We start from the raw sequence: 16,634 nt of genomic DNA, 5'->3' as shown, positions 1-16,634 counted from the left end.
CGCCTGCTTGATCCGCCTATTCGGCGGCTTGCTGCGGATGAAACCCGTCCGGAAAATATTTGATGACGGAGGTCAGCGGATTGGAGGCCGCCTGACCGAGGCCGCAGATCGACGCATCGCGCATCGCCTGGCTCAATTGGTCGAGCAGCTCCTTGTTCCAGACCGGTTGCTGCATCAAGAGCGCCGCCTTCTCGGTCCCGGCGCGGCAGGGCGTGCATTGCCCGCAGCTCTCGTCCTCGAAGAACTTCATCAGGTTGAGCGCGGCCTCCCTGACGTCATCGGCCTGCGAGAGCACGATGACAGCGGCGGAGCCGATGAAGCAGCCGTATTTTTCCAGCGTGCCGAAATCGAGCGGGATGTCGTCCATCGACGCCGGCAGGATGCCGCCCGACGCGCCGCCCGGCAGATAGGCTTGCAAGGTATGGCCGTCGGCCATGCCGCCGCAGAACTCGTCGATCAGCTGGCGCAGGGTGATGCCGGCCGGCGCAAGCTTGACGCCGGGATCCTTGACGCGTCCCGACACCGAGAAGCTGCGCAGGCCATGGCGCTCGTTGCGGCCGTGGCTCTTCCACCAGTCGGCGCCCTGCTCGACGATGTCGCGCACCCACCACAGCGTCTCGATGTTGTTGATCAGCGTCGGCAGGCCGAACAGCCCGACCTGGAACGGATATGGCGGCTTGTGCCGCGGCAGGCCGCGCTTGCCCTCGATCGATTCCAGCAGCGAGGATTCCTCGCCGCAGATATAGGCGCCGGCGCCACGCCGCAGATGCAGCACTGGGCCACCAGGCGGAAGTTTTGCGATCTCGCGCGCAAGGATCTCGCGGCAGGCCGGGTACTCGTCGCGGATGTAGATGTAGACTTCGGGCGCCTCGACCACGTGGGCCCCGATCAGCATGCCCTCGAGGAAACGATGCGGATCGGTCTCGACATAGTAGCGGTCCTTGAACGTGCCGGGCTCGCCTTCGTCGCCGTTGACAGCCATCAGCTGCGGCCCGGGCTCGCCGAGCACGGCGCGCCACTTGCGGCCGGTCGGGAAACCGGCGCCGCCGAGACCGCGCAGCGACGCATCGTCGAGCGCCTTCAACAGGTCTTCCCGCGGCAACTCGCCCGAGCGCAGGCGCGTCAGCAACCGGTATCCTCCATCGGCGACATAGGCGTCGTAATCGATGTAAGGGGGGAGATGCACATGCGTGTCGCCGCTCTTCGCCGCCGCGAGCACGTTGCTGACGGTCGCATGGTCGACGAAGTTGTGGCCGACCTCGGCGGCGGGTGCGGTGTCGCAGCGGCCGACGCACGGCGCGCGCACGACGCGAATGCCGGGGCCGGCGCGGCTCTGGAGATCCTTCAAGAGCTTCTCGCCGCCGAGCATCGCGCAGGTCAGTGAATCGCAGACACGCACGGTGAGCGGCGCGATGTCGGGCTCGCCTTCCTTCACGATATCGAAATGCGCATAGAAGGTCGCGGTCTCGAACACTTCGGCGAATGACAACCTCATCTCGTCGGCGAGCGCCGCAAGATGCGCCGCCGAAATCTGATGGTATTTGTCCTGGATCAGATGGAGGTATTCGATCAGCAGGTCGCGACGCCTCGGCCGGTCCGCGAGCAGCGCCTCGATCTCATGAGCGGCCGCAGGGTCGACCTGGCGTCCCTTGGGCGTGGCTTTCGCCCGCTTCCTGCCTGCTCCGGGATGCTCGAACGCGCGGACCTTGTGAACGTCGTCTCCACTCATGAAACCTCGCCTTGGAACCCGGCTTTACGCAAGTTGCGCCGGTTCAACCAACTGTATTCCCTGGTATGCCACAGGCAAGCAGATTTAGAACGCCTCTAGCAGCGTCGGGTTGCCGCGCAGGCCGTTGTTAATGTTTGCCTATCGGTCGATCTGAATTCCCAATCGTGGGAGCGTCCGGCTCGCGCGATCTCGACCGCGTCTGCGGCCTCAGAGCAGGTCGGCGTAGCCGAGAAAGCCGACCGTATCGCCCGGCTCGACCCGCACGACGGCTTCGCCGAGCTCGATCAGCCCATCCGTCTCGATCAGCGACGACAACAGGCCGGCCCCTTCGCGCGGAAACTTGATCGCCTCCAGCGCGCCGTCCGCCGCCTGCCGCAGCGAGGCGCGGACATATTCGCGGCGGCCGCTCTTCTTCTTGTAGCTGAAGGCGGCCCGGACCGGCATCGGCAACAACGGAGACAGGGTTGCTCCCGACAGCGCCAGCACGGTCGGCCGCACCACGTGAACGAAGGTGACGAAGCTCGCCACCGGATTGCCGGGCAAGCCGATCAGCGGCGTGCCGTCGATGATTCCCATTGCCACCGGGCGGCCCGGCTTGATCGCCATCCGCCACAACACCAGCGAGCCCGCCTGCTCGATGCCAGCCTTGACGTGGTCCTCTTCGCCGGTCGAGACGCCGCCGGTGGTCAGGATCAGGTCGTAGCGTCGTGCGGCCTGCTTGAGCGCGGCAGCAAGTTCGGCCCGTTCGTCGCGCAGGATGCCGAGATCGCCGACCTCGCAACCGAGCCGCCGCAACATCGCGATCAGCATGAAGCGGTTGGAATCGAACAATTGCGCTTCGGCGCGCGGTCTGCCCGGCGCGGCCAACTCGTCGCCGGTAGAGAACACCCCGACACGCAGGCGTCGCACCACGTCGAGCGTGGTGAGCCCGAAGGCCGCGGCAACGGCGACGTCCTGCGGGCGCAGGCGCCGGCCCGCCGCCAGTGCGACGTGGCCGCGCGGAATGTCCTCGCCGGCAGGACGCACATTGGCGCCGGCCTTCAGGCCGGACGGCAGGATCACGTTGCCCGCATCGTCGATCCGCACGTCTTCCTGCATGAACACGGTGTTGGTGCCGTCGGGCATCGGTGCACCGGTGAAGATCCGCACCGCCTGGCCGGGCCGCGCGGGCTCGGCCGGCGCTCCCGCCTGCACGCGCCCAGCGACGGGAAACGCGCGCTCACCGCTCGCCGGCAGGTCTGCACCTGACACCGCGTAGCCGTCGACGGCGGAATTCATGAAAGGCGGCAGCGGCAGCGGCGCGGCGACGTCGTGGCTGAGGATGCGCCCGTCGGCGTCCACCAGCGCGACGGCTTCCGTCTCGCCGACAGGCTTGACGCGCGAGGCGATGATCGCGACGGCCTCGTCGACCGACATCATCGGTCCGCCGAACGCGAAACAGTCGTCGGAAAGCTGCGCCATGATGTCCTCAGTCCTCGGCCATCGACAAGATTTGTTCGGCCCACATCGCGAACCGCGGCGTTATCCTCAAAGCCGGAACCATCCGTGACGAATCCTTGGCAGTTCCGGCGAGGCGGCGGAGAGTGGCCAGTCCGTCTCCGATCGTGCTTATATCCCCTGCTTCGCTGCCATGTGAACCCATTGGGACGCCGACCTGTGACCAAGAAGACCGCCGCTCCCATTATTGTTCCGGACCCGGACGACCCGCGACTGACCGAGCGCGTCATCGGCATCGATCAGACCGGCGCGCGGACCGAGATCAGGGTACCGGTCGAGCGGCCGCTGACGCTGTACCTCAACGGGCAGGAGATCGTCACGATGATGACGATCAACGACTATCCCGAATACCTCGCGCTCGGCTACCTCCTGAACCAGAACATGCTCAAATACGACGACGTCGTCACCGAGGTCGAATATGACGACGACCTCCAGGTGGTGGTGGTCCGCACCGAGCACCACACCAATTTCGAGGCGAAGCTGAAGAAGCGCACGCAGACCTCGGGCTGCGCCCAAGGAACGGCGTTCGGCGACCTGCTCGAAGCCGTCGAGAAGGTCGCGCTGCCGAAGGCCGAGCTGCGGACCTCGTGGCTCTACCAGATGACCCACACCATCAACACGATGCCGTCGCTCTATCTGGAAGCGGGCGCCATTCACGGTTGCGTGCTGTGCAAGGAGAGCACGCCGGTCTGCTACACCGAGGATGTCGGCCGGCACAACGCCGTCGACAAGATCGCAGGCTGGATCTACCGCCACCATGTCGATCCGGCAGACAAGATCCTCTACACCACCGGGCGGCTCACCTCCGAGATGGTGATCAAGACGGTGCGGATGGGCATCCCGATCCTGGTCTCCCGCTCCGGATTCACCGCCTGGGGTGTCGATCTGGCGCGGCAGGTCGGATTGACGCTGGTCGGGCGCGCGCGCGGCAAGCGCTTCATCGCGCTGTCCGGCCAGGAGCGGATCGTCTACGACCAGAACCTCGACTATGTCGAAGAGGAATCGATGCGTCACAAGCGCAAGGGCGAGGCCGACAATGACTGATATCCCGGGCACTGACATCCCGGGCGTGCTGCTGGCCGGCGGCCTCGCGCGGCGGATGGGCGGCGGCGACAAGCCGATGCGCAAGATCGCCGGCCGGACCATTCTGCAACGGGTGATCGACCGTCTCGCCCCGCAATGCAGCGGGCTGATCATCAACGCCAATGGCGACCCCGCGCGCTTCGCCGCGTTCGGCCTTCCGGTCGTCGCCGACGATGTCGCCGATTATCCGGGTCCCCTCGCCGGCATCCTCGCCGCGCTCGATTGGACCGCGGCCAACCGGCCGGATGCGAAATGGGTGCTGAGCGCGGCGGGCGACTGTCCGTTTCTCCCGCGTGATCTTGCGGCACGCCTGGAGCAGGCGCGCGCGGCAGAGAATGCCGAACTCGCGGTCGCCTCATCCGGCGGGCAGACGCATCCGGTCATCGGTCTGTGGAGCGTGCGCCTGCGGAACGAATTGCGCCATGCGCTCGTCGTGGAGGACGTGCGCAAGATCGATCGCTGGACCGCGCGCTATCCGCTGGCAACAGTGGAATGGCCGACCGAGCCGCTGGATCCGTTCTTCAATGCCAACACCGTCGAAGACATCGCGGAAGCCGATCGCCTCGCCGCACTTGACGGCGGCTGAGACGCGCGCCTGCATTTGACGTCGTGACGCAACCGGCAACAGCCGATCGAGCCGAGGCCAGGCCGAGCCTGACCGGAAGCAGCCAGCCAAGGCTCCGCTGGTTCCCGGCACTCAGTGAGGAGCAGCAATCCTGGTCGTTGTTGCCGTTGTCGTGGCCACGACCGTTATCCTTCATCTGGCAGTGATCGCCGTCGCAATTGACGGAAGCGAACGACATCCCGCTGCAGACCATCCCGAACGCGGCCGGCACAACAACGTCAAAAGCTTCATTCGCCCTCATACCAGCTCGATCGCAACACACTTGCGACAGGCCGCGAACAGCATGTTCACGTTCGGGAAACTTTGCAGCGCCTGCGAATGAGACCGCGTGAAGGAGCTCCCGTTGTTTCACTCCTCGGGCTCATGACGGAGACGAAGGTATAAGCGCACGCTACCTGTTTCCAAGCTACAAACCGGACGAAAGAGATCTTCCGCGGTCATCGAGATTGTCAGTGACTTGTTTTTGCGAGGCATTCCAGTATCAGATGACGCTGGACATCCATTAGGCGCGCGAACGTCGAGCGGAATGGCAAAGAAGGCGCGGTAGCCTATTCGGCGATTCGGGAGAGAAGGCTTTGCAGAGAACTTTGGCTTGGGTGCGCCCCGTTCGGATCATACTGCAAGTCGTTTGCGATTATGCTCGCCTGGATCGATATATCGCACCAATTCTCCTCTTAAGTTTGATCTGTATCGGTTCGCTTGTTCCACGCAACACTGATAACCCTCAATTGCTGGCAGCTTTCTCCAACGATGAACCATGGATGACGCTGGCACTCGACGGTACGATCGCCAAGCCTTTTGGCAACCCCGCCAATTACCTGGATCCGACAGCGGAAGCCTTCAAGAAAATCCCGGCATATTGGGGAACGCTTCGATACAACAACATCGTCTATTACGGCGCTGTGATGTTCGATATCGCTTTTCCCTTCTACGCGACGGCGCGCCTGGTGGGACTCCCTGCCTTTCCAACCGCTCCCATTATCCTCAGAACAATATCGATGCTCGCTGCGTTAATGAGCCTGCTTTTTGTCTACAATTTTGCACGGAAGCATGCGGGTGTTGTTGTCGGAATATTATCCTGCTCCGTCTTGCTGACGGATGGCTATTTTATCTACTACATGACGATAATCCATCCGGATACGCTTCAGATCTATTTCGGGCTTTTGGCACTCGGACTTGCACTACGCCATTCAGATGACGGGTTCCTTTCAAGCCTCGTCGCCTTGGGGGTGGTTTGTGGTTTGGTGCAGGGGACGAAGTTTGGAGGAGCGTGGACGGTACCGTTAGCTACGGCTGCGCTCTTGATGGGGATTCGTGCGACAGGCGCATGGGACAAGAAGGTCATTGCCCAGCGAGTTGCCGTCCTCGGAGCAGCCGCCCTGGTGGGTTGGCTCGGTACGAATCCTTACGCAGTCATCACGCCCTACTACATTCAGTCCTGGGCCGCGCAATGGCGGATAGTCGGCAACTCCGGTGGCCCCCTGGGGACGTTCACGCCTTGGGATTGGATAAAGGCCATCTATGACTACGTTGGCCCACTTGGTTCAGCGTTGGCTGTCACAGGATTGCTGCACGCGCTGATCGGCGGCTTCTCGACGCCGCGCAACCGAGCCCTCTTCTTGGCCGCAATACTCTCGTTGTCCCAGATTGCCTACTACGCTCTTCTCGGCAAGCTTTGGGTCGTTCTTGGATACCTTTTGGTCGCGCTTCCTCTAATGGCGATGCTTAGCTTTGATTTCGTCGTAACATGGCTAAAGTTCTTTCTTGCCAAGCCGTTCGGGCGCATGGCACGTCCAATCGCAGTCACTTCCGTTTTGCTTACAACCCTATATCTCGGCACCGACCACGTCTTCGCACTGGTCAACCAGACGCTCGCGCTACATCATCGCGATAGCACCTTGTTGGCACTGAACGACTGGGCTGCCAAAGGCGGTATACCGCCGGATGCCCGTATCGTTTTCGATGATCTTGGCTACTTCGATCCAAAGATATTTAAGAACGCCAGGATGTATGGAGGCGTATTGACCTGGAGCGGGGTCAATGCACTCGATCCCGAATATATCGTCCTTTCGAGCAGTCTCTATGGAAGCCCGCACTACGCCAAGCTGATCGAGACCCAACACCTCACTGCCGACGATCCCAATCCGTTTTCGATGCTTATGTACCAAGCCCTGATTCCAACCCCGGCACCCGGCCCGACCGCAGCGGAGGGAATTACCTTCGTTAAGGAAATCGCCCCCGATTCTAGCGGGGTGACGGCCACCTCGCCGGTTTATCTCACACCATGGCCAAGCCTTGAATTTCGGGTGAGATCCTCGCTCGCTATCTTGAATGGCATTTGGCAGCCGATCGACAAACCACGCGTTGGACCGATCCTGAAAATCTATAAGCGGAAGCCTAACCGACCTTCTGACGACCAACGCTGACTCGGGTCCACGAATTCAATGACTGCTCTTGTGACCGCGGGCCTGCACAATATTGAGCAATTCGTCGGCCAGAGCTCGGGTGGCCGTTCTCTCCAAGAGTTGCATATCTTGAGCGGCTCGCCTAAAAGTCTCGCTGCATAAACAGCAACGATCTGACATGAACAGCAACGTCGATACGGGGAGACCAGAGGGAGAGCCGAACACACGAAGACGGCTGATCTCCCTCGTTATGCCGGTCTACAACGAAGAAGCCAACATCGATCGCGCGTACGCCGCGCTGACGGCTATTTTCAAAGACCTACCCCAATACGATCTGGAGTTTGTCTTCACCGACAATCACAGCGAGGATCGAACATTCGAACATCTCGCTGCACTTGCCAAAATCGACCGCAGAGTCAAGGTGATCCGCTTCACGCGCAACTACGGTTTTCAGCGCTCGCTACTGACCGCCTACCGAAACGCATCCGGTGATGCGGCGATTCAGGTTGATTGCGATCTTCAGGATCCACCGGAATTGATTCCGCAATTCATTGCGCTTTGGGAAAAGGGCCATGATGTGGTCGTGGGCTTGCGCCGACGCCGCGAGGAAGCAAAACTGCTCACCCTCAGTCGCCGCACATTTTACGCGCTGCTCACCCACATTTCCGATGATCCTATCACCCGCGACGCCGGCGATTTCCGCTTGGTCGACCGCTCCGTGATCGACCGTCTCAAGGAGCTGAACGACTACAACCCTTACGTCCGCGGCGTCATATCTTCATTTGCCGCGCGCGAGACCGGCATTCCCTACGACCGGACACAGCGGATACACGGCCGCAGCAAATTCCCGGTGCGGAAATTGGTCGGCTTTGCCCTTGACGGGATAATCGGGCACTCGGTTCTTCCGCTGCGGCTTGCGTCCTATGCCGGCCTCCTGATCTCGATCGCTGTTTTTCTGCTGGGGCTGTTTTACGTCGTCGAGGCGCTGCTGCGGGGCAGATCGTGGCCGAGCGGCTTTGCAACGCTCATCGTCGTTATGCTGTTCGGGATCAGTCTGAACGCAATCTTCCTTGGCATTATCGGCGAATATGTGAGCCGTATTTATCAGCAAGTCCGCTTCAGGCCGCTGGTGACGGTCGAGGCTGCCGCCAATATCTCCGCAGAACAGAGCAAATAATGAAGTCGGCAACTTTCACATCATGTACTCTGCGGCGGGAAGAGCGAATATGACCCCGAGCTTCTGGCGCGGTCGCCGCATCCTCTTGACCGGGCATACCGGCTTCAAGGGGGCGTGGGTCAGTGTGATGCTGGCCGAGCTCGGCGCGAAGGTAACCGCGTTTTCTTTAGACCCCAAGACAGAACCTAATCTCTGGCAAACCATCGCGCAACGCGTAGCGATCGACAGCCACTATGCCGATCTGCGCGACATGCCGGCAGTGACAGAAATTTGCAGAATAGCCGAACCCGAGATCGTTTTGCATATGGCCGCACAGGCGCAGGTTCGGGAAAGCTATCGCGACCCGGTCGGAACCTTCACCAGCAATATCCTAGGTACGGTGAACTTGCTGGAAGCGCTGCGCGCCAGCCCGAGATTGCAGGCGATTCTGACAGTAACCAGCGACAAGGTCTACGCGAACACGGAGACTGGCTTGGCGTTTCCCGAGAACGCCCCGCTGGGCGGCTCAGATCCGTACAGCGCATCCAAGGGCGCGACCGAAATTGTGCTCCGGAGCTACGCCGAGAGCTTCTTTACACCGCTCGGGGTGCCTCTGGCCTCAGCGCGCGGCGGCAACGTCATTGGCGGCGGCGATTTCTCCAGCGAGCGGCTCGTTCCGGACCTCTACAGGGCTGCACAAAAAGGCGTACCGGTTGAACTGCGGTATCCTGCGGCGACCCGGCCCTGGCAGCATGTACTTGACTGCCTCACCGGCTACCTTGGCTTTGCGGAATACCTCGCCAACACAGGTGCGGCCGATCCACCCTCCCTGAACTTTGGTCCGCTTACGGATGAATCAGTGTCCGTCGCCCAGGTGGCGGCGGCTATCGGCGAAGGACTGGGCAATGGACAGGCCTGGAAGCAGGCGTCAGGCTCCTTCCCGCCAGAAAAGCAGACACTACGGATCAACAGCTCGCTGGCTGCCAAGACATTGAAATGGCGACCGCGGCTCGACGTCAACGAGACGCTCGCATGGACGGCGCAATGGTATGCGGATTTCGCGAACGGCAAGGACGCGCTCGAACTTGTGCGTGCGCAGATATCCCGATACGGGACCTAGCCTGCGTTGAAAAATAGCCGACTTCTGGCCAAGAACATCTTCAGTTCGGCTTGATCGGCAATCGCTGGCCAGGCCTTCGAGATGCCGTCGGCGTTCCCGGCTTCGTTGCTGCCGAATTCCGCAAGCGCATAAAGCAGCTCGGTATCGAGCGGTTCGCCCAAGCGCCCCGCCAACCATTCAGCCTGATGGGCGATGTAGCGGCCGCGAACGGCCTCGGCAAATGTGGCAGATGCGATGGCCCAGTCCGGCGACAGGCGCGGGTCCAGTGGTGCGCCTTCCACAGCAGCGATGAACGCGGAGAGCATTGTCCCCAATGGCCGGAGCGCCGTGGTCCACTGCGGGTCGCCGTTCACGCGCGTTCCCGCGAGATCGATGACGCCTGGCTCGTCGGCGAAATCGAGTACAGCAACGCCCTTTTCGGTTTCGACTTCGATCCGGCGCTGCCGACCTTGATCGTTGCGTGCAATGAGCAAGGAAGCCGGCAGCCCGTTGGCCTGCGCTTCGATCGCCACATGCGCGCCGCCACGTCGAACATCCAGTGAAACGAGTGCAAGATCGCGGAACTGCAATTCGCCGACCATCGGCACGATGTGGGGCAGCACATCATCGAACAGTGTCACCGCAGCGTCGTAGCCCTTGGCTTCCCCGCGACGGATGTCCGAAGGGCCGTCAGTCCAAATCATCCGGAGGCTTCGCACGCGTCCGAGCGAAGCCAACAAAGCGGCATAGGCCTCGACGTATCGTGCGAACAAAAAGACGTGGCTGCCCCCGAACGCCGTACTTTTGGCCCTTGCGATGCTGTTGAGTTCATCGATACTACGACGTGCAAGGGCCACAGGTTTTTCTACCAACACCGGGATACCGCCCATCAGCGCACCAGCCGCAGCCTCGAAATGGTCTTCCGTGCGGTTGGCGACGATGACGGCATCAGGCCGCTTCGGGCCGGCTCCGGAGGTTGGCCAGGTGTCCAGAGCACTCAACCGATCGGCAAATTGCGATTGCGCAGCCCACGCCTGGAGGCCCGCAGCATTGCTCGGCGAGTGCATAGTGATCTGGTCTGCGCGGCCCGGGAGCCCGCACAGTACCGAAGCGATCGTTCGGGCCCAACGTCCGCCGCCGATGACCGATATCTTCATCCTTCTCGCCCTAATCATCCGCGCGGGGTTCTGGCAACCCGCCGAACGCGAGATAGTGCCAGTGCAAAAGACCCATCGGGGAAACGCCGCGGACCTTAGCCTTTGACAAACGGAGCCCGATACGCAAAGTCACCACGTAATTCAAGGTACGGCGGCTTCGATACTACAATACGCGCCGCAGCAAACTTGTCACATGGATCCCGAATGAATTCGACAATCTTGCCGGCCCATGAGATCGATCATTGCGAAGTGTGCGGCAACCGCACCTTGGCTCCCGTGTTGGATCTTGGGGCCCACCCGATGTGCGACGATCTGGTTGCGATCGGAAGCTCGCGGACGTGCGCCGAGTACCCGATCGAGATTCTCTTTTGCGACAATTGCCGGACCGCACACCAGCGCTTCCAAGTTCCAAAGCGCGAGCTGTTTCCAGAGAGCTATCACTACCGGTCGCGCTTTACCGCCGACGTGCTCTCCGGAATGAAAAGCCTCGCCGATTCCTGCGAGCAGCGCTTCGGCCTGGTCGCCGGCAGAAAGGTCGTTGATGTCGGCTGCAACGACGGAAGCTTGCTCGATTTCTTCCGTGAAAAGGGCGCCGCCACAATCGGCGTTGAGCCGACCTCAGCCGTGCAGGATTGTGCGGCAAAAGGACACTCGACTATTCATGATTTCTTCACCGAAGCAACGGCAGAGCAGATCGTAGCCACGCATGGCAAGCCGGACTTCATCACCTTCACCAACGTGTTCGCGCACATCGAAGACCTCGGCAGCGTAATCGCTGCGCTGAAGCGCCTGATCGGCGAAAAGACTATCTTGGTCATCGAGAACCACTATCTCGGATCGGTTTTACTCACCAATCAGTTCGACACTTTCTATCACGAGCATCCGCGTACATACAGCTACCGCTCGTTCGTTTTCATTGCCCGCGCGCTCGGCCTCAATCTGATCGACGTGCAGTTTCCCGCGCGGTATGGCGGCAACATTCGTATTTTTGCGGGCAAGCTGGGGTCCGCCGTAGACCCCGCGGCTATAGAGAAACTCGAAGCCAACGAGGCACACTTCGGCCTTGACTTCGAGACACTCCGCAGCGGCGTGACGCGCTGGCGCGACAAGAAGAGTCAGGAGTTGCGGGCTCTCGTACAGAAGAATGGACCCCTTCGCAGCAAGGCGTTCCCGGGGCGCGCCGCCATCCTGATTAAACTGTTGGCGCTCGACAACGACTCGATTTCGATCGTTCATGAAAAGCCCGGTTCGATGAAGATCGGCCATTACCTGCCCGGCACACGAATCCCGATCGGTTCCGACGATGATCTGCTCAAGGCCCCATTGGGCGCCAATCCATTGCTCAATCTGGCGTGGCACATCCCGGTCGAGATACGCAACTATCTCAGGGACATTGGCTATGATGGTCCCGTGATCGACATTCTGAGCCAGCAGGATTTTCAGCCTGGCGCGTGAGACCATCGATACAACTCAACTGCGCCCCGATGCGGCGAACTGAGAGCCAAGACATGAAAGCGGTCATTCTCGCTGGTGGGTTCGGCACACGTCTATCCGAGGAAACCGATCTCGTCCCCAAGCCGTTGGTCGAGATCGGCGGACGGCCGATTTTGTGGCACGTGATGAAACTCTACGCAGCAGCCGGGCTGAATGATTTCGTCATTTGCGCGGGCTACAAGGCATCGATGATCAAACACTATTTCGCCAGCTACTTCCTCGAGACCAACGACATCGAGATTCACACCGCCACGCGCGAAGTTCGCTACCTTACACCCAAGTCGCTCGATGACTGGACGGTCAAGATCATTGATACCGGCCTAAATACCATGACTGGCGGACGCATCAAACGTGTTGCGCCGTACCTGGATGAAACCTTCTGTCTCACCTACGGCGATGGTGTCGCTAATCTCGATATCGCCGAGGTGATTGCATTCCATCGCAGGCATGGGAAGTTCGCGACGGTGACGTCAGTCCCGTCACCTGGCCGTTTCGGCATTCTCGATATGGACCAGCACGATGCCGTATCGCGGTTCCACGAAAAGCCCGACGCCGAAATGGGCTGGATCAATGGCGGGTTTTTCGTTCTCGAACCTCGCGTCCTCGACTATATCGACGCCGATGAAACGGTTTGGGAACGTCGACCGCTGGAACGGCTGGCAGCCGATGGACAATTAATGGCCTATCGCCATCCAGGCTTCTGGAAGGCGATGGACACGCTGCGGGAGAAACGCGAGCTCGAAGAGATGTGGGCCTCAGGTTCCGCCCCTTGGAAGCTATGGTGACAGCCGATGACACAGCCCGACGATATCAACGGTGCAGAGTTCGACGCGTATACGGCGAACTATAATGAAGAGATCAACAAGGCCTTGAATTTTTCGGGCCTCGATATCGACTTCTTCGCGCGCGTTAAAAATGACTATCTCGTCGATATCCTCGACGCACGTCAGGGCGGCGCAGCCAAAGCCGAGTTGCTCGACGTTGGCTGCGGCGTTGCCAATGCCCACAAGCAGTTGAAAGATCGGGTCAGCGGGATATCGGGAATTGACGTTTCGGGCGCCAGTATCGCGGTAGCGCGTCAACGCAACCCTGGCATCCGCTACGAAGTCTTCGACGGCACTCACCTCCCGTTTGGCAACCAGTCATTCGACGGCGCATTCGCAATCAACGTGTTTCATCACGTCCCTGTCCCACAGCGGCCAGCGCTGGTTGCCGACATACGCCGGGTGCTGCGTCCCGGAGGAGTGTTCGTGATCTTCGAACATAATCCATTCAATCCTGTGACCCGCCGCATCGTCAACACGTGTGAATTTGACAAGGACGCGGTGCTGTTGAAACGACGTGATTCCGAAGCACTTCTCGAGGGTGCCGGATTCAACGATATCAGCACGCGATACATCTTCTCAGTGCCGGCGGCCGGCCCCCTGCTCCGCAGAGTTGACCGGCTCTTTTCGCTGCTACCGTTTGGCGCTCAGTATTATACGCTGGGTACCAACCACTAGCGCGCGAAACGATTCAGCTGAACCCGCATTGCGCTTTAGCTCTTTCCTTGAGACCATGATCTCCGCGCAAACGCTTCCCGTTTGATGCCATGGAAAGCCCGCTTCGCACTTTTCCGGATCGGGCTCTAGCTAGCCTGTGCGCCGACCGGCCCTCTCCGATCCGTCTCGATCGCGCGCAGATAGTCCAGCATCAGGCGGCCGGTTGCGGACAGATGCGCGGCATCGCGGACCACGATCTTCAGCTCGCGCCGCCCCCAATCGTCGCGCAGGGGGATCGCACGAAGACCCATGCCGGCACCGACGACTGCGAAGGCGCGATCGGGGATCAGGCCGAGGCCCATATTGGCCTGCACCATGCGGCAGACTGCATCGAAGCCGGGCACGTTGATGCGCAGCCGCATCGTCTTGCCGGCTTGCGTCGCCGCATATTGCGAGCGGAGATAGATCGAGCTCGCGGTGTGCAGGCCGATGTGGTCGAAATCGAGCGTCTCGGTGAACAGCAGTTTCTCGCGACCGGCGAGCGGATGGTTCGGCCGCATCACGACCACCAGATTGTCGTAGCGGTAATGGAAGGCTTCGAGCGCGCGGCTGTCGGCCTCGGCCGAACAGATGCCGAGCTCGGCCGCGCCCTCCTCGATGCCGCGCACCACCTGCCCGCTCGGCCGCTCCTGCAGATCGACGCGAAGCAGCTCATGCGCCGCGAAGAAGGCGGACAGGTCCTCGGGCAAATACTGCACGATCGCCGAGAGGTTGGCGAGCATGCGGACATGGCCGCGCACGCCTTGCGAATATTCCGACAGCTCGACCGCGATCTTCTCGACATTGAGCAGCGTGACCCGGGCGTGATGCAGCAGCGCATCGCCGGCCGGCGTCAGTGCCATGCCCTTGGCGAGCCGCTTGAACAGCGTGACGCCGAACGCCAGCTCGAAATCGTTCATCCGTTTCGACACGGCGGAGGCCGCGATCCCCTCGCGCTGCGCGGCGCGGGTGAGGTTCTGTTCGTCGCAGACCGCAACGAACAGGCGCAGCGTCGTGAGGTCCACCCGGCGCGTCAGCGCGGTCTCTGCCGGCGTCGGGCTGCGTTGCGTGTCGACATCGATGGAGGCGAGCGGCATGGGCGGCGTCCTTGCGGGAGGGACGCTGACAGGCTAGCGCGGGCGGGCGCGCAAAAAATCCCAAACCGATCCGGAGACAGTCGGATTGTTGGGAATAGATTCCAACAAAGCCCTTCAAGGGCAAACTTGATTCCAATCGAGAACCATTCTCTTCAGCAATCAGATGACGCAGCTACCGCCAATATCTGGTACAGTGCAGCCTTCGGGTGCCCCGATTAGCGTCAGCAATTGGCAGGGCCCTGTTCCGACACGGACGCAGTACGCCCATCGGGCTGCCTTGCTGATTCCTTGGATCAGGAGAGCATTATGCGTGACGAAGTCAAAATTAAACTACGTGAAAATTTGCGCGGCGCGGTCATCGCGCGCGGCGAAACCGATTACGACGAAGCCCGTGCGCTCTATAACGGCATGATCGACAAGCGGCCATCGCTGATCGCACGATGTGTCGATGTCGCCGACGTCATCGCCGCGGTGAAGTTCGGCCGCGAGAACGACCTGCGCATCGCAATTCGCGGCGGCGGTCATAATGGACCCGGTCTCGGCAGCGTGGATGACGGACTGGTCATCGACCTGTCTGCCATGAAGGGCGTGCGCGTCGATCCGGTTGCCCGCACGGCGCGGGTCGGCGCGGGATGTACCCAGGGCGATGTCGACCATGCCACCCATGTGTTCGGCCTCGCCGTCCCGGCGGGTATCATCTCGACCACCGGGATCGCAGGCCTGACATTGAGCGGCGGCCATGGCTATCTCACCCGCAAACATGGCCTCACGATCGATAATCTGCTCGAAGCCGACGTCGTGCTCGCCGACGGCAGCTTTGCCGTCGCCAGCAAGGACGAGAACGCCGACCTGCTCTGGGCGCTGCGCGGCGGCGGCGGCAATTTCGGCATCGTCACGTCCTTCCTGTTCAGGCTCCATCCGGTCAATGCCGTGTTTGCCGGACCGATCGCCTGGGATCAGCAGCATGCGCGCACGATCATGCAGCGTTATCGCGACTTCCTGCCGACCGCGCCGGAGGAGCTCAGCGTCTTCCTCGGACTCAAGACGATCCCGTCAGGTCCGCCATTTCCGCAAGAGCATTGGGGAAAGCGTATCTGCCTGTTGATGTGCTGCTACGACGGCGCCGAGGACGGCGGCAGAGGAGCGCTGGCACCGCTGCTCGATGCCTTGCCGACGCCATGGTTCAACTGGATGGGGACGATGCCCTATCCTGCCGTGCAGAGCATGTTCGACGGGCTCTACCCCAAGGGCATGCAGTGGTATTGGCGTGGCGATTTCGTCAAGACGTTGCCGGACGCCGCGATCGACGCCCATCTCGAGCAGGCCGCAAAGACCCCGAGCGAATTGTCGCTCATGCATCTCTACCCGATCGACGGCGCCGTGCATCGCGTCGGCAGCGGCGAGACCGCGTGGAATTGTCGCGACGCGACCTGGTCGATGGTCATCGCCGGAATCGATCCGAATCCGCAAAAGGCAGGGCCAATCACACGATGGACCAAGGCCTATTGGGAGGCGGTTCACCCGTTCGACCTCGGCGGCGCCTACCCGAATTTCATGATGGATGATGAGGGCGACGCCCGTCTCAAGGCTACCTACGGATCTAACTATGCGCGGCTGGCTGAGGTGAAGCGCAAATATGATTCCGCCAATTTGTTCCGGGTCAACCAGAACATCAGGCCAGCCGCTTGATGCCGCGGCCCGCGATATTGCGAAGGTGATGGCTTCGCGAAGGAGATCCAACAAGAAACGCGGCGCCGAGGCGCCGCGTTTCC

At 61.2% G+C, this 16,634-nt stretch carries 13 protein-coding genes; 9 read left to right on the top strand and 4 right to left on the bottom strand.

The genetic code is table 11. The features are described 5' to 3' along the window. Nucleotides 1-16 precede the first annotated feature (16 nt). Both AC066Y_RS07000 and AC066Y_RS06995 read right to left on the bottom strand, forming a co-directional pair. Entirely contained in the window at nt 17-1,729 is a 1,713-nt protein-coding gene (locus AC066Y_RS07000) for an NADH-ubiquinone oxidoreductase-F iron-sulfur binding region domain-containing protein (protein ID WP_478273228.1), read from the bottom strand. 207 nt (nt 1,730-1,936) lie between these two features. Continuing rightward, nucleotides 1,937-3,190 (bottom strand): molybdopterin molybdotransferase MoeA, encoded by a 1,254-nt coding sequence (locus AC066Y_RS06995; RefSeq protein ID WP_478273227.1) that lies wholly within the window; start codon nt 3,188-3,190, stop codon nt 1,937-1,939. 195 nt (nt 3,191-3,385) lie between these two features. On the opposite strand from AC066Y_RS06995, the gene fdhD reads away from it, so the two are divergent. From fdhD to rfbG, 5 genes are all read left to right on the top strand, one after another. After that, nucleotides 3,386-4,270: a formate dehydrogenase accessory sulfurtransferase FdhD gene (gene fdhD / locus AC066Y_RS06990; protein WP_478273226.1), complete on the top strand. Its 885-nt coding sequence runs from the start codon at nt 3,386-3,388 to the stop codon at nt 4,268-4,270. Next, nucleotides 4,263-4,895: a molybdenum cofactor guanylyltransferase MobA gene (gene mobA / locus AC066Y_RS06985; RefSeq protein WP_478273225.1), complete on the top strand. Its 633-nt coding sequence runs from the start codon at nt 4,263-4,265 to the stop codon at nt 4,893-4,895. The genes fdhD and mobA overlap by 8 nt, the downstream gene beginning before the upstream one ends. An 800-nt stretch (nt 4,896-5,695) precedes the next feature. Further along, entirely contained in the window at nt 5,696-7,360 is a 1,665-nt protein-coding gene (locus AC066Y_RS06980) for an ArnT family glycosyltransferase (protein ID WP_478273224.1), read from the top strand. A 157-nt stretch (nt 7,361-7,517) separates the two neighbouring features. Next, a complete protein-coding gene (locus AC066Y_RS06975; protein WP_478273223.1) occupies nt 7,518-8,516 on the top strand; it encodes a glycosyltransferase family 2 protein in 999 nt (332 codons plus the stop codon). Nucleotides 8,517-8,565: 49 nt separating this feature from the next. Then, nucleotides 8,566-9,615 carry a CDP-glucose 4,6-dehydratase gene (gene rfbG, locus AC066Y_RS06970; protein ID WP_478273222.1) on the top strand — a complete coding sequence of 350 codons (1,050 nt, stop codon included), beginning with the start codon at nt 8,566-8,568 and terminating at the stop codon, nt 9,613-9,615. On the opposite strand, the gene AC066Y_RS06965 is transcribed toward rfbG, so the two are convergent. Beyond that, entirely contained in the window at nt 9,612-10,751 is a 1,140-nt protein-coding gene (locus AC066Y_RS06965) for a Gfo/Idh/MocA family oxidoreductase (protein ID WP_478273221.1), read from the bottom strand. The two genes, rfbG and AC066Y_RS06965, sit on opposite strands and share 4 nt — an antisense overlap. 204 nt (nt 10,752-10,955) lie before the next feature. Between AC066Y_RS06965 and AC066Y_RS06960 the strand changes: the two genes are divergently transcribed. The 3 genes from AC066Y_RS06960 to AC066Y_RS06950 are packed head-to-tail and all read left to right on the top strand — an operon-like array spanning nt 10,956 to nt 13,747. After that, nucleotides 10,956-12,206, top strand: coding sequence for a class I SAM-dependent methyltransferase (locus AC066Y_RS06960; protein ID WP_478273220.1), 1,251 nt, complete (start codon nt 10,956-10,958; stop codon nt 12,204-12,206). A 53-nt stretch (nt 12,207-12,259) separates the two neighbouring features. Further along, a complete protein-coding gene (rfbF, locus tag AC066Y_RS06955; protein ID WP_478273219.1) occupies nt 12,260-13,030 on the top strand; it encodes a glucose-1-phosphate cytidylyltransferase in 771 nt (256 codons plus the stop codon). Nucleotides 13,031-13,036: 6 nt separating this feature from the next. Beyond that, a complete protein-coding gene (locus tag AC066Y_RS06950; protein WP_478273218.1) occupies nt 13,037-13,747 on the top strand; it encodes a class I SAM-dependent methyltransferase in 711 nt (236 codons plus the stop codon). A gap of 125 nt (nt 13,748-13,872) precedes the next feature. On the opposite strand, the gene AC066Y_RS06945 is transcribed toward AC066Y_RS06950, so the two are convergent. Then, the gene (locus tag AC066Y_RS06945; RefSeq protein WP_478273217.1) at nt 13,873-14,862 is read right to left on the bottom strand and encodes a LysR family transcriptional regulator; all 990 of its coding nucleotides are present in this window, start codon (nt 14,860-14,862) and stop codon (nt 13,873-13,875) included. Nucleotides 14,863-15,168: 306 nt separating this feature from the next. Here AC066Y_RS06945 and AC066Y_RS06940 point away from each other — a divergent pair, with 306 nt between their 5' ends. Continuing rightward, on the top strand, nt 15,169-16,551 hold the full coding sequence (locus tag AC066Y_RS06940; protein WP_478273216.1) for an FAD-binding oxidoreductase: 1,383 nt from the start codon (nt 15,169-15,171) through the stop codon (nt 16,549-16,551). The last annotated feature ends 83 nt before the right edge of the window (nt 16,552-16,634 follow it).

This window comes from Bradyrhizobium sp. USDA3010, assembly GCF_056429065.1.
Note: the sequence above shows the minus strand (reverse complement) of the source record. Positions and strands in the feature narration are given on the sequence as shown.